Source organism: Paracoccus sp. SSK6 (genome assembly GCF_039770665.1).
Lineage (GTDB): Bacteria > Pseudomonadota > Alphaproteobacteria > Rhodobacterales > Rhodobacteraceae > Paracoccus.
Genome location: NZ_JBDPNJ010000003.1, coordinates 48,129 through 68,659, shown reverse-complemented (window position 1 = coordinate 68,659; position 20,531 = coordinate 48,129). Strand labels below are relative to the sequence as shown.

19 protein-coding genes are annotated in these 20,531 nt (G+C 66.2%); 11 read left to right on the top strand and 8 right to left on the bottom strand.

Annotated features, from left to right (window positions below):
• Positions 1–201 precede the first annotated feature (201 nt).
• The 6 genes from AAIL68_RS03475 to phoB all read left to right on the top strand — a co-directional run bounded on the left by AAIL68_RS03475 (position 202) and on the right by phoB (position 6,102).
• On the top strand, positions 202–1,230 hold the full coding sequence (locus AAIL68_RS03475) for a substrate-binding domain-containing protein (RefSeq protein ID WP_347138107.1): 1,029 nt from the start codon (positions 202–204) through the stop codon (positions 1,228–1,230).
• A gap of 61 nt (positions 1,231–1,291) precedes the next feature.
• Positions 1,292–2,497 (top strand): phosphate ABC transporter permease subunit PstC, encoded by a 1,206-nt coding sequence (gene pstC / locus AAIL68_RS03470; RefSeq protein ID WP_347138106.1) that lies wholly within the window; start codon positions 1,292–1,294, stop codon positions 2,495–2,497.
• Positions 2,498–2,502: 5 nt separating this feature from the next.
• Positions 2,503–3,852: a phosphate ABC transporter permease PstA gene (gene pstA, locus AAIL68_RS03465; protein WP_347138293.1), complete on the top strand. Its 1,350-nt coding sequence runs from the start codon at positions 2,503–2,505 to the stop codon at positions 3,850–3,852.
• A gap of 20 nt (positions 3,853–3,872) precedes the next feature.
• A complete protein-coding gene (pstB, locus tag AAIL68_RS03460) occupies positions 3,873–4,673 on the top strand; it encodes a phosphate ABC transporter ATP-binding protein PstB (RefSeq protein ID WP_347138105.1) in 801 nt (266 codons plus the stop codon).
• A 21-nt stretch (positions 4,674–4,694) separates the two neighbouring features.
• Positions 4,695–5,408 (top strand): phosphate signaling complex protein PhoU, encoded by a 714-nt coding sequence (phoU, locus tag AAIL68_RS03455; protein WP_347138104.1) that lies wholly within the window; start codon positions 4,695–4,697, stop codon positions 5,406–5,408.
• Positions 5,409–5,412: 4 nt separating this feature from the next.
• Complete coding sequence (phoB, locus tag AAIL68_RS03450; RefSeq protein WP_347138103.1) at positions 5,413–6,102, top strand: phosphate regulon transcriptional regulator PhoB; 690 nt, start codon at positions 5,413–5,415, stop codon at positions 6,100–6,102.
• On the opposite strand, the gene AAIL68_RS03445 is transcribed toward phoB, so the two are convergent.
• From AAIL68_RS03445 to AAIL68_RS03410, 8 genes are all read right to left on the bottom strand, one after another.
• Positions 6,087–6,968: a ribokinase gene (locus AAIL68_RS03445; RefSeq protein WP_347138102.1), complete on the bottom strand. Its 882-nt coding sequence runs from the start codon at positions 6,966–6,968 to the stop codon at positions 6,087–6,089. The two genes, phoB and AAIL68_RS03445, sit on opposite strands and share 16 nt — an antisense overlap.
• Before the next feature lie 110 nt (positions 6,969–7,078).
• Positions 7,079–7,876, bottom strand: a complete 798-nt coding sequence (locus AAIL68_RS03440; protein WP_347138292.1) for a cytochrome c1 — start codon at positions 7,874–7,876, stop codon at positions 7,079–7,081.
• Between the two features lie 658 nt (positions 7,877–8,534).
• The gene (petB, locus tag AAIL68_RS03435) at positions 8,535–9,857 is read right to left on the bottom strand and encodes a cytochrome b (RefSeq protein WP_347138101.1); all 1,323 of its coding nucleotides are present in this window, start codon (positions 9,855–9,857) and stop codon (positions 8,535–8,537) included.
• A 12-nt stretch (positions 9,858–9,869) separates the two neighbouring features.
• Positions 9,870–10,430 (bottom strand): ubiquinol-cytochrome c reductase iron-sulfur subunit, encoded by a 561-nt coding sequence (gene petA / locus AAIL68_RS03430; RefSeq protein WP_347138100.1) that lies wholly within the window; start codon positions 10,428–10,430, stop codon positions 9,870–9,872.
• Positions 10,431–10,706: 276 nt separating this feature from the next.
• Entirely contained in the window at positions 10,707–11,474 is a 768-nt protein-coding gene (radC, locus tag AAIL68_RS03425; protein WP_347138099.1) for a DNA repair protein RadC, read from the bottom strand.
• Between the two features lie 47 nt (positions 11,475–11,521).
• Positions 11,522–12,679 carry a molecular chaperone DnaJ gene (gene dnaJ, locus AAIL68_RS03420; RefSeq protein ID WP_347138098.1) on the bottom strand — a complete coding sequence of 386 codons (1,158 nt, stop codon included), beginning with the start codon at positions 12,677–12,679 and terminating at the stop codon, positions 11,522–11,524.
• 80 nt (positions 12,680–12,759) lie between these two features.
• On the bottom strand, positions 12,760–14,676 hold the full coding sequence (gene dnaK, locus AAIL68_RS03415) for a molecular chaperone DnaK (protein ID WP_347138097.1): 1,917 nt from the start codon (positions 14,674–14,676) through the stop codon (positions 12,760–12,762).
• A 165-nt stretch (positions 14,677–14,841) separates the two neighbouring features.
• Positions 14,842–15,663, bottom strand: coding sequence for an ABC transporter (locus AAIL68_RS03410; protein ID WP_347138096.1), 822 nt, complete (start codon positions 15,661–15,663; stop codon positions 14,842–14,844).
• Positions 15,664–15,794: 131 nt separating this feature from the next.
• Between AAIL68_RS03410 and cysQ the strand changes: the two genes are divergently transcribed.
• From cysQ to AAIL68_RS03385, 5 genes are all read left to right on the top strand, one after another.
• Complete coding sequence (gene cysQ, locus AAIL68_RS03405; RefSeq protein ID WP_347138095.1) at positions 15,795–16,592, top strand: 3'(2'),5'-bisphosphate nucleotidase CysQ; 798 nt, start codon at positions 15,795–15,797, stop codon at positions 16,590–16,592.
• A 1-nt stretch (position 16,593) separates the two neighbouring features.
• On the top strand, positions 16,594–17,394 hold the full coding sequence (locus AAIL68_RS03400; protein ID WP_347138094.1) for a manno-octulosonate cytidylyltransferase: 801 nt from the start codon (positions 16,594–16,596) through the stop codon (positions 17,392–17,394).
• A 184-nt stretch (positions 17,395–17,578) separates the two neighbouring features.
• Positions 17,579–18,475, top strand: coding sequence for a UTP--glucose-1-phosphate uridylyltransferase (locus AAIL68_RS03395; protein WP_347138093.1), 897 nt, complete (start codon positions 17,579–17,581; stop codon positions 18,473–18,475).
• Between the two features lie 3 nt (positions 18,476–18,478).
• A complete protein-coding gene (gene galE / locus AAIL68_RS03390; RefSeq protein WP_347138092.1) occupies positions 18,479–19,465 on the top strand; it encodes a UDP-glucose 4-epimerase GalE in 987 nt (328 codons plus the stop codon).
• Positions 19,462–20,511, top strand: a complete 1,050-nt coding sequence (locus tag AAIL68_RS03385) for a glycosyltransferase family 2 protein (RefSeq protein ID WP_347138091.1) — start codon at positions 19,462–19,464, stop codon at positions 20,509–20,511. Before galE ends, AAIL68_RS03385 begins: the two co-directional genes overlap by 4 nt.
• The last annotated feature ends 20 nt before the right edge of the window (positions 20,512–20,531 follow it).

Here is a 20,531-nt window from a genome sequence, read left to right as displayed (position 1 = left end):
TTTCAGGGGATCCGCTCACGCAGGGGGAAACGCATGCGTTTCCTGGGCCTGCCCGTTCGAAATTGCTCACCCGGCAAAATTTCTGCCCCAGCCGGAGCGCATTTGTCATTCGATTGTTACATAGCCGTCGCACAAGCGTCACCACGGGCGCTTAGGTCACGCACAGGCCCACCCTGGGCGTGAAGAAAACAGGAGAGATCCATGTCCACCGTGAAATCCACCGTCTCGGCCCTGGCCGTGATCGCCGCCTCGGCCACGACTGCGGCCGCCCGCGATCAGATCCAGGTCTCGGGATCGTCCACCGTCCTGCCCTATGCGACCATCGTGGCCGAGGTCTTTGGCGAGAACATGGATTTCCCCGTCCCGGTCGTCGAATCCGGCGGCACCGGCAGCGGGCTGCAGAAGTTCTGCGAGGGCGTGGGCACCAACACCATCGACATCGCCAATGCCAGCCGCCCGATCCGCGACGCGGAACGCGAGGCCTGCACCGCCAATGGCGTGACCGAGATCATGGAGGTCCGCATCGGCTATGACGGGATCGTCTTCGCCAATGCCGCGGGCGGCGCGGATTTCGCCTATACCCCCGCCGACTGGTTCAACGCCCTGTCCGCCAAGGTCGTGAAGGACGGCCAGGTCGTGGACAACACCGCCGCCAACTGGTCCGAGGTGAACCCGGACCTGCCGCAGCAGGAAATCCTGGCCTTCATCCCCGGCACCAAGCACGGCACCCGCGAAGTCTTCGAGGAAAAGGTCATCATGGCCGGCTGCGAGGAATCGGGCGCCCTTGAGGCCTTCAAGGCATCGGGCATGGACGAGGACGCGGCCGAGGAAGCCTGCACCACGCTGCGCACCGACGGCAAGGCTGTCGATATCGACGGCGATTACACGGAAACGCTGGCCCGCATCCAGAGCGCGCCCAACGGGATCGGCGTCTTCGGCCTGTCCTTCTATGAAAACAACACCGACAAGCTGAAGGTCGGCACCATCGGCGGCGTCACGCCGTCCACGGAAACCATCGCCTCGGGCGAATACCCGGTGTCGCGCCCGCTGTTCTTCTATGTGAAGAAGGCGCATTTCGGCGAAATCGAAGGGCTGAAGGAATTCGTGGAGTTCTTCGTGTCCGATGAACTGGCTGGCCCCGATGGCCCGCTGGCCGAATACGGGCTGGTGTCGGACCCGGAACTGGCCGCGACCCAGGAAGCCGTCGCCAACGGGACGGTGATGCAGTAACACGCGCGGCGGCACGGCAGACACCGTGCCGCCCGCTGCCTTTTCACAAGGGAATGCCCGAATGCCGCTGTCCTGGGCCCTTTTTGCAAGCCTCCTGCTGGCCGCCGCCGGCTACATCGTCGGGCGCAGCCGCGCCTTCGCATCCGCCGGGCCCGACGTGCGCAAGCTGCACAGCCGCCCCACCTATCATGGTTACAGTGTCGCGCTGACCGCGCTGCTGCCGCCGCTGGCGGTGCTGGCGCTGGGGTCGGTCCTGCGGTTGGCGGGCGTGCTGACGGATGCCTCCGGGCCGGTCCTGGGCATCGTCGCCCTGATCGCCGCCGTCGCCGGGCTTGGCCTTGGCGTGATGCGCATCGGCCAGGACTACCAGGCCCGCAACGTGGTCGAGCGGATGGTGCTGGGCCTGCTGATGCTGTGTTCGCTGATCGCCATCGTCACCACCGCCGGGATCGTGCTGTCGCTGGTTTTCGAGACCGGGCACTTCTTCCAGCTTTACGACTGGAAGGCCTTCTTCTTCGGCACCGAATGGACGCCGCGCTTCCAGGGCAATTCGCGCCTTGGCATCGTGCCGCTGCTGTGGGGCACGCTTTATGTGTCGGCCATCGCGCTGCTGGTCGCGGTGCCCATCGGGCTGTTCGCCGCCGTTTATATGTCGGAATACGCGTCCCCCCGGGTGCGCGGCTTCGTCAAACCCGCGATCGAGGTCTTGGCCGGGATCCCCACCATCGTCTATGGCCTGTTCGCGCTGATCACCGTGGGGCCGCTGCTGCGCGACTACTTTGCCCAGCCGCTGGGCCTGGGCAATTCGGGCACCTCGGTTCTGACGGCGGGGCTGGTGATGGGCATCATGCTGATCCCCTTTGTCAGCTCGCTGTCCGACGACATCATCAACGCCGTGCCGCAATCCTTGCGCGACGGCGCGCTTGGCCTGGGATCGACCCCTTCGGAAACCGTGCGCCAGGTGGTGCTGCCCGCCGCCCTTCCGGGCATCGTCGGAGCGGTCCTGCTGGCCGCCAGCCGCGCCATCGGCGAGACGATGATCGTGGTTCTGGGCGCAGGGGCCGCCGCGCAGATGAGCCTCAATCCGCTGGAGGCGATGACCACCATCACCGTCAAGATCGTCAGCCAGCTGACCGGCGACAGCGACTTCAACTCGCCCGAAACGCTGGTGGCCTTTGCCCTGGGGCTGACGCTGTTCGTCATCACCCTGGCCCTCAATGTGGTCGCGCTGATCATCGTGCGCAAATATCGCGAGCAATACGAATGACCGATATGCCGCTGTCCCAATCGGCCGCCGTGCCCGACCGTAAGCCCGTCTCGCTTCTGGAACAGGATGCGCGCACCAAGGCCCGCAACGCCGCCGAAAAGCGCTTCCGCCTGTATGGCGTCGCGGCCATCGCCATTTCCATGATCGCGCTGGTGGTGCTGCTGGCGACGATCCTGACAGGGGGCGCGGGAGCGTTCCGCCAGACCTATCTGAATATCCCCGTCACACTGGACGCTGCCGTGCTGGACCCCAAGGGCAACCGCGACCCGGCGGAAATGGCCAAGGTGCTGACCCTGTCCTATGGCAAGGTTCTGGATGCCGCGGTCGAGGCGGCTGTGGCGCGCGAGAATATCCAGATCGAGGGGCTGACGGAAAAGGACATCGACGGGCTGGTTTCCAAGGAAGCCTCGGCCCAAGTCCGCAACCGCGTGCTGGCGAACCCCGACCTGATCGGCCAGACCGTCGAATTCGACGTGCTGACGGGGGGCCGCATCGACGGCTTCTTCAAGGGCCGCGTGACCATGGACAGCGCCGCGCGCGACAGCAACACCTCGCCCCAGCAGCTTCAACTGGCGCAGGCGCTGGCGGAACGCGGGATGATCGTGACCCGCTTCAACTGGAACTTCCTGACCAATGCCGACGCATCCGACCAGCGCCCCGAAGCCGCAGGCGTGGGCGTGGCGATCCTGGGATCCTTCTACATGATGCTGGTGGTGCTGGTCCTGGCCGTGCCCATCGGCGTCGCGGCCAGCATCTATCTTGAGGAATTCGCGCCCAAGAACCGCATCACCGACATCATCGAGGTCAATATCTCGAACCTGGCCGCCGTGCCGTCCATCGTCTTCGGGATCCTGGGGCTGGCGGCCTTCATCAACTTCGCGGGCCTGCCGCAATCGGCGCCCATCGTCGGCGGGCTGGTGCTGACGCTGATGACGCTGCCGCGCATCATCATTCCCACCCGCGCCGCGCTGAAGGCGGTACCGCCGTCCATCCGCGACGCGGCGCTGGGGGTGGGGGCGTCGAAGATGCAGTCGGTCTTCCACCATGTCCTGCCGCTGGCGACGCCCGGCATCCTGACCGGCATGATCTTGGGGCTGGCCCAGGCTCTGGGGGAAACCGCGCCGCTTCTGCTGATCGGCATGGTGGCCTTCATCCGCGACGTGCCGGCCGGGCTGCCGCAGGGCCTGTTCGACCCCGCATCCGCCCTGCCCGTGCAGGTCTACAACTGGACGCAGCGGTCGGATCCGGCCTTCATCGAACGGGCCTCGGGCGCGATCATCGTCCTGCTGATCTTCCTCCTCTGCATGAACGTCCTGGCCATCTGGCTGCGCCGCAAGTTCGAGCGCCGTTGGTAATCGCCCCGAAGGAGTCCACAATGTATGATACGAACCACCGTGGGGAGAGTGCCGTGACCCAGACCGATATCAAGATCCAGGCCCGCAAGGTGCAGGTCTATTACGGCGACAAGCACGCGCTGAAGGATGTGGACGTGGACATCCTGGACAAGACCGTGACGGCCTTCATCGGCCCCTCGGGCTGCGGCAAGTCCACCTTCCTGCGCTGCATCAACCGCATGAACGACACGATCCCCATCGCGCGGGTCGAGGGTGAGATCCTGCTGGACGGCGAGGATGTCTATGACCGCCGCGTCGATCCCGTGCAGTTGCGCGCCAAGGTCGGCATGGTCTTCCAGAAGCCGAACCCTTTCCCGAAGTCGATCTATGACAACGTGGCCTACGGACCGCGCATCCACGGGCTGGCCCGCAACCGGGGGGAACTGGACAACATCGTCGAAAAGGCCCTGCGCGGCGCGGCGCTGTGGAACGAGGTCAAGGACCGGCTGTCCGAACCCGGCACCGGCTTGTCGGGCGGCCAGCAGCAGCGGCTCTGCATCGCCCGGGCCGTCGCCACCTCGCCCGAGGTGCTGCTGATGGACGAACCCTGTTCCGCGCTGGATCCCATCGCCACCGCGCAGGTCGAGGAGCTGATCGAGGAATTGCGCAGCCAGTTCTCGGTGGTGATCGTGACCCATTCGATGCAGCAGGCGGCGCGGGTCAGCCAGAAGACGGCCTTCTTCCACCTGGGCAACCTGGTCGAATACGGCGACACCGACGACATCTTCACCAGGCCGAAGGACAGCCGGACCGAGGCCTATATCTCGGGCCGGATCGGCTGACATTTCAAAAGGGCAGGATTCATGAACCGCGAGAAGCATATCTCCTCGGCCTTCGACCGCGACCTGGAAACGATCCAGGCCCTGGCCGTCAAGATGGGCGGCATGGTCGAGGCCGCCATTTCGGACGCCGCCACCGCGCTGGAAACCCGCGACGAGGAACTGGCCGAACAGGTCCGCCGCCGCGACAAGGCCATCGACGCGCTGGAACTGCAACTGAACGAGGACGCGGCCCGGCTGATCGCGCTGCGCGCGCCGACCGCGACCGACCTGCGCATGGTCCTGGCGGTGATGAAGATCGCCCATTCGCTGGAACGCGTGGGCGATTACGCCAAGAACATGGCCAAGCGCACCCATGTCCTGTCGCAGATGCCGCCCATCGACGGCGCGGGCCTGGCCCTGCGCCGGATGAGCGGGGCGGTCGGCAAGATGGTCCAGGACGCGCTGGACAGCTATATCCGCCGCGATGCCGGGCTGGCCGAGGATGTGCGCCAGCGCGACCTCGAGGTGGACCAGATGTACAACGCGCTGTTCCGCGAGTTCCTGACCCACATGATGGAGGATCCGCGCAACATCACCGCCTGCATGCACCTGCATTTCATCGCCAAGAACGTCGAGCGGATGGGCGATCTGGCGACCGCCATTGCCGAGCAGGTGATCTATCTTGTCACCGGCGATCTGCCCGACGAAAGCCGCCCCAAGGACAACAACGTCCCGGGCGCGGCGACCGGGGCCTGACGCGATGGCGCGGCAATCCCCCTGCGTCCTGGTGGTCGAGGATGAGGGCGCGCAGCGCGAGGTTCTGCAATACAATCTGGAGGCCGAGGGCTTTGCCGTCGTCGTCGCCGACAATGGCGAGGACGCCCTGCTGCTGGTGCAGGAGGAACAGCCCGACCTGATGGTGCTGGACTGGATGCTGCCCAAGGTCAGCGGCATCGAGGTCTGCCGCCAGGTCAAGGCCGATCCGGCGACGCGGTCGATCCCCATCATCATGCTGTCCGCCCGCAGCGAGGAAAGCGACCGGGTGCGGGGCTTGGAGACCGGCGCCGACGATTATGTGGTCAAGCCCTATTCCGTGGTCGAGCTGATGGCCCGGCTGCGCACGCAACTGCGCCGCACCCGGCCCGCCAGCATGGGCGAAAGACTGTCCTTCGGGGACATCATCCTGGATGCCGCCGAACACCGCGTCTTCCGTGCGGGCCAGGCGCTGCACCTGGGCCCGACCGAGTTCCGGCTGCTGTCCACGCTGATGGAAAAGCCGGGCCGGGTCTGGACGCGCGAACAGTTGCTGGACCGGGTCTGGGGACGCGACATCTATGTCGATACGCGCACCATCGACGTGCATGTGGGGCGGTTGCGCAAGGCGCTGATGCAGAACGGCGGGGACAATCCGGTGCGCACCGTGCGCGGCACCGGCTATTCGCTGGGCTGAGCGTCCAGGAAGTCCAGCACTTCGGCCAGGGCGGGGATGGCGTCGCCTGCGCCCGGCCGCGTGACCTTCAGCGCGGCGGCACCCGAGGCCAGCCGCAGCGCCTGGGGAACGGGATCGCCGCGGTCCAGCGATGCCGCGAAATAGCCCGTGAAGGTATCGCCCGCGCCTGTCGTATCGACCGGATCGACCTTGAACGCCCCCTGGCGATGCACGGTGCCGGTGGTCAGGTCGCGATATTCCGCCCCCTCGCCGCCACGGGTGATCAGCAGGCCCTCGACCGGCAGATCGCCCGGCATGGCGGCAAACAGCGCCTCGGCCTCGCCCGCGTTCATGGCCAGGATCGTGACATGGGGCAGGATGGCGCGCACGGCCTCGATGTCGAAGGGCGCGGCGGAATAGATCACGCGAGCGCCTGCCTTTCGCGCAGCCTGGGCGGCCTCGACCTGGCAACTGGTCTCGTTCTGGATCAGCAGCGTATCGCCCGGCCTGATCTCGGACAAGGGCCCGGCCAGCATGTCGGGGGTGATCGCCCGGTTCGCGCCGGGATGGATAACGATGGCGTTTTCGGCCTGGCCGTCCAGCAGGATGATGGCATGGCCCGTGGCCTGGTCCTTCATCCGCAGGATGTCGGTGGACAGGACGCCGCGCTTGAACAGCCGGTCGATGACCCAGTCGTCCGACTGTCCCATCGCCCCCAGGTGATGGGTGTCGGCCCCCGCGCAGGCAGCGGCGATGGACTGGTTCGCGCCCTTGCCGCCCAGGCCCTGGACATAGCTGCGCGCGGCCAGCGTCTCGCCCGGCTGGGGCAGGTGCTCCAGCCGATAGACATGGTCGATGTTGATGGACCCAAGGTTCCAGATTGCCATAAAACCGCACCCTTCGCTGCTTTGGCAGATGTTGCTGGAACCGTCGGGCTTGTCCAGCAATGAAAAACGCGCCCGGTGGGGGCGCGTTCCTGTTGCTTTGGAAGCAGCACCTAGTGCTTGCGGTGCAGCTTGCGCTTGTGCGGCGCCCAGAGCCGCTTGTTCGTCAGGTACAGCAGCGAGGTCAGCACGACCAGCATCAGCACCGACACAAGCCCGACCTGCTTGCGATAGGTCAGCTTGGGTTCGGCGGCCCACATCAGGAAGGCCGACACGTCGCGGGCCATCTGATCGACCGTCGCGGGCGTGCCGTCCTCATAGGTCACCAGATCGTCCGACAGGGGCGGCGGCATGGCGATGTTGCCGCTGGAGAAGGCGGTGTTCTGGTACAGCACCGTGCCCGCCTGCTCGACCTCCTCGCCGGTATAGCTGGTCAGGATGGCGTGGATGTATTCCGGCCCGCCGATGCCGTTCACCAGCTGGCTGATCCCGGTGCCGTAGGGTCCGTGGAAGGCCGCGCGGGCCTTGGCCATCAGCGACAGGTCCGGGCCCATGCCGGAACCCGTGACGGTCGGGAAGTGATCCGTCGGCAGGCGGGGGCGTTCCTCGCCGGTTTCGGGATCCAGGACGGGGGTCAGGTTGGCGGCATAGGCGCGGACCTGATCCTCGGGCAGGCCGGGGCCGCCGTCGTCGTGCAGGGTGCGGATCGGCACGAACTTCATGCCGTGGCAGGCCGAGCAGACCTCGGTATAGACCTGCAAGCCGCGCTGCAGCTGGAACTGGTCGAACTTGCCGAACGGGCCCTCGAAGCTGAAGGCGATGTCCTCGATATGCGCGGCGCCATGCTCGCCGCCATGGTCTTCCTCGCCCTCGGCCTGACCCTCGACGTCGTCATGGCCTTCCTCGGCCACGATCTGGCCGGTCGTCTCGGCCGGAGCGGCGGCTTCGTCACCCTCGGTCACCTGCACCGCGTTGCCGGCTTCCTGGCCGGCAGCCTCGGGCTCGGACCCCTGGGCCGCTTCCTCGCCAGCAGGTGCCTCGCCAGCAGGTGCCTCGGCAGCAGGAGCCTCCGGAGCCGGAGCTTCGGCGGCAGGAGTTTCCGCAGCGGCAGGGGTTTCCTCGGCCGCCGGCGCTTCCTCGGCGGCAGGGGCGGCTTCCGTCGTGCCTTCGGCCGGGGCGGCGTTGCCAGTGGCGGCGGGCTGTTCGGCCGAAGGGCTGGTCCCGTCAGCCGAGGGAAGCTCGGGGGCCTCCATCGGCGTCTGTTCGCCGGGGTTCTGGACCGTGACCGGCTCGGACGATTGGGTCGGCGCGGTTGCGGTCTGTCCGGTCGGCGACTGGCCCGAGCCCGGCTCGGCCGGGGCGGCGGCTCCGGCCGGAGCCTGGCTTGCGCCTGACTGTCCGGCAGGGGCGGGGGTGGCCGTCGGCTCGGACGATTGCTGCGTCCCCGCCCCTTGCGGGGCCGGGGCGGGCGTGGCCGTGTCCTGCGCAAGGACCGTGCCCCCGGCAGAGATCGCCAGGGCCAGAGCGGCCGAGAGCGTCTTGGTTCTCAGGATCATTGTGTCGCTCTCCTTACTCGGCCATGCGCGTGGGCGAATCGTAATGCGCAAGGTAGTCTTCCTCGATCGTGGCGGGCATCGGCTCGGGCTTCTCGATCACGCCCAGCAGGGGCAGGATGACCAGGAAATAGGCGAACCAATAGGCCGAGGCGATCAGCGAGATCGTGGCATAGGGCTCCTCGGCGGGCATGGCGCCGCACCACATCAGCAGCATGAAGTCGAAGGCCAGCAGCCAGAACCACCACTTGAACTGCGGGCGATAGCGGCCCGAACGCACCCGGCTGGTGTCCAGCCAGGGCACAAGCGCCATGACCAGGATCGCGCCGAACATCGCCAGGACGCCGAAGAACTTGGCGTCGATGATGCCGAAGGACAGGAAGTTGGCGATCTGCACGACCCAGACATCCGCCGTGAAGGCGCGCAGGATCGCGTAGAAGGGCAGGAAATACCATTCGGGAACGATATGGGCGGGCGTCGCCAGCGGGTTCGCCTCGATATAGTTGTCGGGGTGGCCCAGATAGTTCGGCATGAAGCCCACGACCGCGAAGAAGGCGATCAGCACGACGCCAAGCGCGAACAGATCCTTCAGCACGAAATAGGGCCAGAAGGGCAGGGTGTCCTTTTGCGCCTCTTCCTTGCTGGCGCGGCGCACCTCGACCCCGGTGGGGTTGTTGTTGCCGGTGGTGTGGAAGGCCCAGATATGGACAAGGGCCAGGCCCAGGATGACGAAGGGCAGCAGGTAGTGCAGCGAGAAGAAGCGGTTCAGCGTGGCGTTGTCCACGGCCGGTCCGCCCAGCAGCCATTGCTGGATCGCGCCGCCGACGCCCGGAATGGCGCCGAAAAGGCCGGTGATGACGGTCGCGCCCCAGAAGGACATCTGGCCCCAGGGCAGCACATAGCCCATGAAGGCGGTCGCCATCATCGCCAGATAGATCAGCATCCCGATGATCCAGGTGACTTCGCGCGGCGCCTTGTAGCTGCCGTAGTAGAGGTTGCGGAAGATGTGCAGGTACACGGCCACGAAGAACAGCGAGGCGCCGTTGGCGTGCAGGTAGCGCAGCATGTAGCCGCCGTTCACGTTGCGCATGATGTGTTCGACCGATGCGAAGGCCATGTCCACATGCGGCGTGTAATGCATCACCAGCACGATCCCGGTGACGATCTGAAGAACCAGGCAGAACATCAGGACGATGCCCCAGATCCACATCCAGTTCAGGTTCTTGGGCGTGGGGATCATCAGGGTGTCGTAGATCAGGCTGACCACCGGCAGGCGGCGGTGAAGCCATTTTTCAAAGCCCGTCCTGGGCTCGTAATGGTCGTGCGGAATTCCGGCCATCGAGATCCCTCCTCAGCCCAGCTTGATGGTGGTGTCGTCGAGGAACTCGGCGACGGGAATGTGCAGGTTCTGCGGGGCCGGGCCTTTGCGGATCCGCCCGGCGGTGTCGTAGTGCGAGCCGTGGCAGGGGCAGAACCAGCCGCCGAAATCGCCCGCGCCATCACCGATGGGCACGCAGCCCAGATGGGTGCAGACGCCGATCTGGACCAGCCATTCGCCGGCTTCGTCCAAGGTGCGGTTCTGGTCGGTGGCCGGTTCGCCGGGCTTGTTGGCGTTCTCGGCGTTCTGGTCGATCAGGTCGCCCAGATCCACCGCGCGGCCCGCCTCGATCTCCTCGGGGGTGCGGCGGCGGATGAACACGGGCTTGCCCAGCCACTTGACGGTCAACTGGGTGCCTTCCGCGACCCCGCTGACATCGACCTGGATCGAGGCGAGCGCCTGCACATCGGCCGAGGGATTCATCTGGTTCACAAGCGTCCAGGCGGCGGCTCCGGCAGCCACCGTGCCTGCGCCCGCCGTGGCATAGTAGAGGAAATCCCTCCGGGTGCCTACGTGTTCGTCTGCGTGGGACACGGGTGTATTCTCCAATTCGGGCCGGAGTGACCGGCCGATACGACAATCCGGGCCGCGCATCGTCGCAGCCTTCGCGGGGGCGGTTCTAGCCTTCAATTATCCGTCAGTCCAGCGGGTAAGCCGGCCCGGCCTGGCGCATCGGCCAGCCGCTGTTGGAAATTTGTCGCGGGCATTTCGACGCAGGTCCGGGGCAAGTCCGGGGCAGGCAGGGGGCTTTCAGCCCCACGGCCGCTGGCGCGGCCTTCACCCCCTGAGGATATTTTCATGAAGAGGAAGTTACAGCAGCCCTTGGCTGCGGAAGGAAAGTTCGCGCGACTTGCCGATGATCAGGTGGTCGTGGATGGTGATTCCCATGCTGTCGGCGGCCTGGGCGATGCGGGCGGTCATGGCGATGTCCGCGTCCGAGGGCGTGGGATCGCCCGAAGGGTGGTTGTGGACCAGGATCAGCGCCGAGGCGTTCAGTTCCAGCGCCCGGCGGATGATTTCGCGCGGATAGACCGGGACGTGATCGACCGTGCCGCGCGCCTGTTCCTCGTCCGCGATCAGGACGTTCTTGCGGTCAAGGTAGAGGACGCGGAACTGCTCGATCTCGCGATGCGCCATGGCGGTGTGGCAGTAATCCAGAAGCGCGTCCCAGCCCGACAGCACGGGGCGGTGCATGACCTTGGCCCGTGCCATGCGCTGCGCCGCGGCCTCGACGATCTTCAACTCGGTCACGACGGCGGGGCCGACGCCATCGACCTGTTCCAGCCGCGCGGCGGGGGCGGTCAGCACCCGGTTGAAATCGCCGAAGGTTTCGATCAGGCGGCGGGCCAGGGGCTTCACATCCTGGCGGGGAATGGCGCGGAACAGGACCAGTTCCAGCAATTCGTAATCCGGCATGGCGGTAGCGCCGCCCTGCATGAAGCGGTCGCGCAGCCGGGCGCGGTGATCGGCCAGATAGGAGGGCGCCTTGCCTTGGGGCAGCGGCACGGGCGCGGCCTCGTCCAAGGCGGGCTGGAACAGCGGCAGGGGCATTTCGCCAAAGATGCGATTCGGGTCCATGGCATCAGCATGGACCCGCGCCGGTGAAGAAACGGTTAACGCGAGGGTCAGCGCGTCATGCCGTCCCAGAAGCTTTTCACCTTGTTGAAGAAGCTGTCGGATTGCGGGCTGTTGTCGGCCTGTTCGGCCTCGAACTCGCGCAGCAGTTCGCGCTGGCGGGCGGTCAGGTTGACCGGGGTTTCGACCACCAATTCGATCAGCATGTCGCCCGCATCGCCCGTGGCGCCGGGGCCGTGGCGCAGGGGCGGCATGCCCTTGCCGCGCAGGCGCATCTGGCGGCCGGACTGGCTGCCCGCCGGAACCTTCACGCGGGCGCGGCCGCCGTCGATGGTGGGCACCTCGACCTCTCCGCCCAGGGCGGCGGTCGCCATGCTGACGGGCACCTGACAGGCCAGGATCTTGCCGTCGCGCAGGAAGATCGCGTGTTCCTTGACCTCGATGAAGATATAGAGGTCGCCCGCAGGACCGCCGCGCAAGCCTGCTTCGCCCTCGCCTGCCAGGCGGATGCGGGTGCCGGTTTCCACGCCCGCCGGGATGTTGACGGACAGGGTGCGCTCGCGTTCGGTCCGGCCCGCGCCGTGGCAGGCCTTGCAGGGATTCTTGACGATCTGGCCCTGGCCGCCGCAGGTGGGGCAGGTGCGCTCGACGGTGAAGAAGCCCTGCTGGGCGCGGACCTTGCCCATGCCGGCGCAGGTGGGACAGGCGGTCGGCTGGGTCGCGCCCTCGGCCCCCGTGCCTTCGCATTCCTCGCAGGCGACCGATCCCGGAACGGTGATGGATTTCTTCAGCCCGGTATAGGCTTCCTCCAGGCTGACGCGCAGGTTGTAGCGCAGATCCTGGCCGCGTTGCGCGCGTGACCGGCCCCCACCGCCGCCGCGCCGGCCCATCATGTCACCGAACAGATCCTCGAACACATCGGCGAAGGCGGTGCCGAAGTCGCCCGGATGGGCGCCGCGCCCGCCGAAGCCGCCGCCCCCGCCCTCGAAGGCCGCATGGCCGAAGCGGTCATAGGCCGCCTTCTTCTGGTCGTCCTTGAGGCAATCGTAAGCCTCGTTGGCTTCCTTGAAATGGGCTTCGGCCTGGGGGTTGTCCTTGTTGCGGTCGGGGTGAAGCTCCTTCGCCTTCTGGCGATAGGCCTTCTTGATTTCCTCGGCCGATGCCCCGCGCGTCACGCCCAGAACCTCGTAATAGCAACGCTTGGCCATCTTCTGTCCTGTCTGGTTCCCCAACGAAACGGCCGGCCCGCGTTATCGCACGGACCGGCCCCGAGAGGGTGCGGCCCGGATCAGCCGCGCTTCTTGTCTTCGCCGAGATCCTCGAAATCGGCATCCACGATGTCGTCATCGACGTTGCGGGGCTGGTCGCCATCGTCGTCGCTGCTGTCGTTCGACGACTGCTGCGACTTGTAGATGGCTTCGCCCAGCTTCATCGACGCATCCATCACGTTCTGGATGCCGCCGCGGATCTTGCCCGCGTCGTCCGATTTCAGCGATTCCTCCAGCGCACCGATGGCCAGCTCGATCGCCTCGACCGTCGAGCCATCGACCTTGTCGCCATGTTCCTCCAGCGATTTCCGGGTCGAATGGATCAGGCTTTCGGCCTGGTTCTTCGCCTCGACCAGTTCGCGGCGGGACTTGTCGGCGTCGGCATTGGCCTCGGCGTCCTTCACCATCCGCTCGATATCCTCGTCGGTCAGACCGCCCGAAGCCTGGATGGTGATGTTCTGCGTCTTGCCGGTGCCCTTGTCCTTGGCGCTGACGGACACGATGCCGTTGGCGTCGATGTCGAAGGTCACCTCGATCTGCGGCAACCCGCGCGGCGCGGGCGGGATGTCCTCAAGGTTGAACTGGCCCAGCAGCTTGTTGTCGGCCGCCATCTCGCGTTCGCCCTGGAACACCCGGATCGTCACGGCGTTCTGGTTGTCTTCCGCGGTCGAGAAGATCTGCGACTTCTTGGTCGGGATCGTGGTGTTGCGGTCGATCAGCCGGGTGAACACGCCGCCCAGGGTCTCGATGCCCAGCGACAGCGGCGTCACGTCCAGCAGGACCACGTCCTTCACGTCGCCCTGCAGCACGCCCGCCTGGATGGCCGCGCCAAGCGCCACGACCTCATCGGGGTTGACGCCCTTGTGGGGTTCCTTGCCGAAGAACTCGCTGACGGCCTCGATCACCTTGGGCATCCGGGTCATGCCGCCGACCAGGACGATCTCGTCGATGTCGGATTTCGACACGCCCGCGTCCTTGATGGCGTCGGCCACCGGCTTCATGGTGCGCTTGATCAGGTCGCCCACCAGGCTTTCCAGCTTGGCGCGCGTCAGCTTGATGACCAGGTGCAGCGGCGTGCCGCTGTTCTTGTCCATGCTGATGAACGGCTGGTTGATTTCCGTCTGCGAGGACGAGGACAGTTCGATCTTGGCCTTCTCGGCGGCTTCCTTCAGGCGCTGAAGGGCCATCTTGTCCTTGGTCAGATCGACGCCGTGTTCCTTTTTGAACTCGTCCGCCAGATAGTTGACGATGCGCATGTCGAAGTCTTCGCCGCCCAGGAACGTGTCCCCGTTGGTCGATTTCACCTCGAACAAGCCGTCGTCGATTTCCAGGATGGTGATGTCGAAGGTGCCGCCGCCGAGGTCATAGACCGCGATGGTCTTGCTGTCCTTCTTGTCCAACCCGTAGGCCAGCGCGGCCGCGGTCGGTTCGTTGATGATGCGCAGGACTTCCAGGCCCGCGATCTTGCCCGCGTCCTTGGTCGCCTGACGCTGCGCGTCGTTGAAATAGGCGGGCACCGTGATGACGGCCTGCGTCACCGGCTCTCCCAGATAGGATTCGGCGGTTTCCTTCATCTTCTGAAGGATCATCGCGCTGACCTGCGCGGGGGAATACTTCTCGCCCTTCACCTCGACCCAGGCATCGCCATTGCCGCCGTCCACGATGTTGTAGGGGACCAGCTTGCGGTCCTTTTCCACGGCCTCGTCATTGACGCGGCGGCCGATCAGGCGCTTGACGGCGAAAACGGTGTTGGTGGGGTTCGTGACCGCCTGGCGCTTGGCAGGCTGGCCGACCAGGCGCTCGCCATCCGTGAAGCCCACGATCGAGGGCGTGGTGCGGGCGCCTTCGCTGTTCTCGATGACCTTGGGCTGGCTGCCGTCCATGATCGCGACGCAGCTGTTCGTGGTGCCGAGGTCGATGCCGATGACTTTAGACATACATGTTTCCTTCTTGCGGCGATTGTCTGGACTTCGGGTCCGTTGCGGCCCCCGAGGCCCGATCCCAAAAACTTCGGTCAGGTCCGGGAACCCGGACGCTTCGGGGCTGTATATAGGCATGGTTTTCAGGCCCGCAAGCGCCGGATGCGGGCAATTTGCGCGGCTTCAGTCAGCCGCGCTCCAGCTCAGCGATTCGTATTTGCGGGTGGTGAAGTTGATCAGAAGGCCCAGCATCATCGCGGCCAGCGAAAACCACAGCGCGTAAAGCGGGTCGGTCTTCAGCGGCGTGTAGTTGATGAACAGAAAGCCCCGCTGCTGGTCGATGATGTGGAACAGGGGGTTCCAGATGAACCAGGGCAGCAGCATGTTGGGCAGCACGTTCGCCACGAACATCTTGCCCGATCCGAACATGTTGATGCGCTGGAAGACCGTAGTCATCAGCTTGGACGCGCGCGGCGACCAGGGACGGATGCCCAGGAACACAAGCCCGATGCAGGCGCCGGAAAACCACGACAGCAGATACATCGCCAGGCAGCCCGGCCAGTAGTCGAAATGGATCGGCGCGATCACCACGTGATACAGCCACAGGATCGCGATGGTGCTGATCGTCTGGCGGTACAGCACCGCAAGCGCGGCCGAGGCGATCAGGATCGCGGGGTTCAGCGGTTCGTGCTTGATCAGCCCGCCCGACACCGAATGGCTGCCCGCCACCGCGCCCGAGGCCTGGACATGGACCATGAACATGAAGATGCCCGACAGCAGGTACATCATGAAATCGCCCCGGATCGGCGAATTGCGCACCCCCATGACCAGGTAGATCAGCAGGAAGGCCATCAGGAAGACGCCCGACTGCAGGATGGTCAGCAACAGGCCCAGGATCGCGTTGCGATGGTCGTTGCGCAGGTTGTAGACCGTCTGGTGATAGATCAAGGCCAGCGTCGTTCCCGCAGCCTGGATGATCGTGTCGTTCTTCCGCCCGTTGAACAAAGCCTGCGCCCACCTTTCGCCGTCCAGCCTGCGGGCGCTTGCCCAAGCCGGCCGCCCCGAGCATAAGGGGATCCGGCCCCCGTCACAATCGGCGGGGCGGTGCCAGGCCGGTCGTCGCGGAAGGAAACTGGATGCAATTTGAACGACTGACGGGGGAAATGCGGCGCCTGGCCTTGCAGGCCGGGGCGCGCATCATGGAGATCTACGAGGCCGAAGATTTCGATGTCCGCGCCAAGTCCGACGATTCGCCCGTCACCGCCGCGGACGAGGCCGCCGACGCCCTGATCGCCGAAGGGCTGCGCGCGGCCTTTCCCGATATCCCCCTGGTGACCGAGGAACAGGCCGCCAGCCACGGCCAGTCGGCGCGCACCTTCCTGATCGTCGATCCGCTGGACGGCACCAAGGAATTCGTGCAGCGGCGCGGCGATTTCACCGTCAACATCGCCTATGTCGAAAACGGCGTGCCCCTGCGCGGCGTGGTCTATGCGCCTGCCAAGGGGCGGCTGTTCTATACCACCGCCGACGGCCGCTCGGTCGAGGAGCAGGGGCCCTTTGGCGACACGCCCGGCCAGTGTGTTCCCATCGGCGTCAATCCGATCCCCGACAATCGCGGGCTGATGGTGGTGGCGTCGAAATCGCACCGGGACGCGGCAACCGACGATTACATCGCGCAATACGCCGTGCGCGACATGACCAGTGCCGGATCCTCGCTGAAATTCTGCCTGGTCGCCACCGGAGAGGCGGATCTCTATCCCCGCCTGGGCCGGACCATGGAATGGGACACGGCGGCGGGCGACGCGGTCCTGCGCGGCGCGGGCGGAGAGGTCGTGCGCTTTGACGACCACACGCCCCTGACCTATGGCAAGCCTGGCTTCGAAAACCCGTTCTTCATCGCCTATGCGCCGGGCGTGTTGCTGGTGCGGGCCTGACATGTCGGTGCTGATCGTCATTCCCGCCCGCCATGCCTCGACCCGCTATCCGGGCAAGCCGCTTGTGGACCTGCGCGGCGCGTCCGGCCAGGCGCGCAGCCTGATCCGGCGCAGCTGGGACGCGGCCATGGCGGTCAGCGGCGTGGACCGGGTGGTGGTGGCCACCGACGACACCCGCATCCGCGACCATGCGGAAGGCTTCGGGGCCGAGGTGGTGATGACCAGCACGGCCTGCCGCAACGGCACCGAACGCTGCGCCGAGGCCGTGGCCAACCTGGGGCTTTTGCCCGAGATCGTGGTCAACCTGCAGGGCGACGCGCCCCTGACCCCCGCCTGGTTCGTCGAGGATCTGGTGGCGGGTCTTCGCGCCGATCCCGCGTCCGACGTGGCGACCCCGGTGCTGCGCTGCACGGGCCGGATGCGCGCCGACCTGATCGCCGACCGCCATGCGGGCCGCGTGGGCGGGACCACGGCGGTCTTCGGCCATGACCGCCAGGCGCTTTATTTTTCCAAGGAAGTGATCCCCTTCGCGGCAGGGGATTTCGGGGAGGATGATCCAAGCCCGGTCTTCCACCATGTCGGCGTCTATGCCTATCGACCCGCCGCCCTGGCCAAATACGCCGCCTGGGACGAGGGGCGGCTGGAACGGCTGGAAGGCCTGGAACAGTTGCGCTTTCTGGAACGCGGCCGCCGGATCCTTTGTGTCGAAGTCGAATCGCGCGGCCGCCAGTTCTGGGAACTGAACAACCCCGAGGATGTCCCGCGCCTGGAGGCCATGATGGGGGCGATGGGGCTGGACTGAGGCCGCCAAACCCGCAAACGGCCGCATTTGCTGAAATTCAGCCGCGGATCCTGGCGATTGCATTGGCGCCAAGCTGCCGATCCCGCTATGATCCGGCTTGCGGCATGCAGCCTTTGTGGGTGACTTGGCGTTATGCTGCGTTCAGCCCTCTGGCTGCCGCAAGGATCGAACAAAGGTGTCACGCATGACTCGTAAGGTAACCAAGGCCATCTTCCCCGTAGCTGGTCTGGGCACGCGCTTTCTTCCCGCCACCAAGAGCATCCCGAAAGAGATCATGACGCTGGTGGACCGGCCGCTGATCCAGTACGCGATCGACGAGGCGCGGGCGGCGGGCATCACCGAGTTCATCTTCGTCACCTCGCGCGGCAAGGGCGCGCTGGAGGATTACTTCGACCACGCCCATGAACTGGAAAGCAGCCTGAAGAAATCCGGCAAGACCGACCTGCTGGAAACCCTGCGTGGCACCAACATGGAATCGGGCGCCATTGCCTATATCCGCCAGCACAAGGCGCTTGGCCTGGGCCATGCCGTCTGGTGCGCGCGCCGGCTGCTGACCGATGACGAACCCTTCGCGGTGGTCCTGACCGACGACGTGATCATGGGCGAGCCGCCCTGCCTGCAGCAGATGATCGAAGCCTATGGCGAGACCGGGGGCAGCATGGTCGCCACCATGGAAGTGTCGCCCGAAAAGGCCTCGGCCTATGGCGTCCTGGACGTGGCCGAGGACATGGGCGCCATCGTCAAGGCGCGCGGCATGGTCGAAAAGCCCCCGCTGGGCACGGCGCCGTCGAACCTGGCGGTGATCGGGCGCTATATCCTGGCGCCGACCGTCATGCGGAACCTGAACAAGCTGAAGGCCGGATCGGGCGGGGAAATCCAGTTGACCGACGCCATCGCCGACGAGATCGAGGCCGGGCGCGGCGTCTATGGCCTGCGCTTCCGCGGCCAGCGGTTCGACTGCGGGTCGAAGGCGGGCTTCCTGCAGGCGACCGTGGCCTTCGGCCTGGAACGGGACGAGCTGAAGGAGGAGTTTTCGGAATACCTGCATGACATCATGTCGATGCGCCGGGCGGCCGAATAACGCATGTCGCAGACGGTTCTGGTAACGGGGGGTGCGGGCTATATCGGCTCGCACGCCTGCAAGGCCCTGACGCGCGCGGGTTACGCCCCGGTGACGTTGGACAACCTGTCCACCGGCTGGCGCGACGCGGTGAAGTTCGGCCCCTTCGTGCAGGCCGACCTGCTGGACCGCGCGGCGCTGGATGCGGCATTTGCCGAATACAAGCCCGTGGCGGTCCTGCATTTCGCAGCCCTCAGCCAGGTGGGCGAGGCGATGGCTGAGCCGGGAAAATACTGGCGCAACAATGTCAGCGGATCGCTGAACCTGATCGAGGCTGCCATTGACGCGGGCTGCCTGGATTTCGTCTTCAGTTCCACCTGCGCCACCTATGGCGACCGCGACGGCGAGGTTCTGGACGAGGACACGCCCCAAGCGCCGCTGAACGCCTATGGCGCCTCCAAGCGCGCGATCGAAGACATGCTGGCCGATTTCGGCGCGTCCCACGGTTTGCGGTCGGTGATCTTCCGCTATTTCAACGTGGCGGGCGCCGATCCTGACGGAGAGGTGGGCGAACATCACCGCCCCGAGACGCATCTGATCCCGTTGATCCTGGACGCCGTCGATGGCAAGCGCGCCGCGCTGACCGTGCATGGCACCGATTATCCGACGGCGGACGGTACCTGCATCCGTGATTATGTCCATGTGATGGATCTGGTCGATGCCCATGTGCAGGGGCTGGAATGGCTGCGCGCGGGGCGCGGCAGCCGGATCTTCTGCCTGGGCACGGGAACGGGCTTCTCGGTCCGAGAGGTCGTGGACGCCACCCGCCATGTCACCAACCGCCCGGTGCCGATGGTCGATGGCCCGCGCCGGGGGGGCGACGCGATCAAGCTGGTCTGCGGCAGCACCCGCGCCAAGGCCGAGCTTGGCTGGCAGCCGCACAGATCCACGATGCCGCAGATGATCGCGGACGCCTGGCGCTGGCACCAGAACGGCGCCTATCGGGCGTGAACGGTGGCCGCCCAAGGCCCGTGCGGCGGGCATGGTCGGCCTGGCGGCAGCGGTGGAAGCGGCGCAAGCTGCTGTGGCGCTGCATCCGGGCGGGGGGCGCCCTGACGCCGATGGCCGACCGCACGGCAGCGATCCGGCGGGGCGACATCCTGTGCTTTGTGACGGTGCGCAACGAGATGCTGCGCCTGCCGCAGTTCCTGGACCATTACCGCAGGCTTGGCGTCCGGCATTTCCTGATCGTGGACAATGGCAGCACGGACGGGACCGACGGCTTTCTGCGCGGCCAGCCGGACGTGTCGCTGTGGCGGTCGGCAGGCCCCTATCGCGCGGCACGCTTTGGCATGGACTGGCTGGGGGCGCTGCTGATGCGCCACGGACATGGCCATTGGTGCCTGACCGTCGATGCCGATGAACTGCTGATCTATCCCGATTGGGACCGCCGCCCGCTGCCCGATCTGGTCGCCCATCTGGACGCCATCCGCCGCCCCGCCATGGGCGCGATGATGCTGGACCTGTACCCCAAAGGCCCCTTGGGCAGCGCCGAGGCCGGTCCTGAAGCCCCGTTGGCCCAGCAACTGCCCTGGTTCGACGCCGCGCCCTATCGCTGCGAAATCGTGCCCCCCAAGCGCAACCGCATCCTGCGGGGCGGGGTGCGCGAACGGGTGTTCTTTCCCGATGCGCCCGCACGCGGGCCGACGCTGAACAAGCTGCCGCTGGTGCGCTGGCATTGGCGATACGCCTATGTCAATTCGACCCATTCGGCTTTGCCGCCGCGCCTGAACGACGAATATGACGGTCCCGGCGATCCGCGCCTGTCGGGCATCCTTCTGCATGGCAAGTTCCTGCCCGACAGCGCCGCCCGCGCGGCCGAGGAACTGGGGCGCGGCCAGCATTTCATCGACCCCGGCGCCTATCGCGACTATCATGCCGCCGTCGCGAGGGCGCCCGTGTTGTGGCACGAAGGCTCGGCCCGGTATCGCGACTGGCGGCAACTGCTTGATCTGGGGCTGATGGGAACGGGGGATTGGCTGGACCCCAAGGGTTGAACAGGTCCGAACAGGCTTGC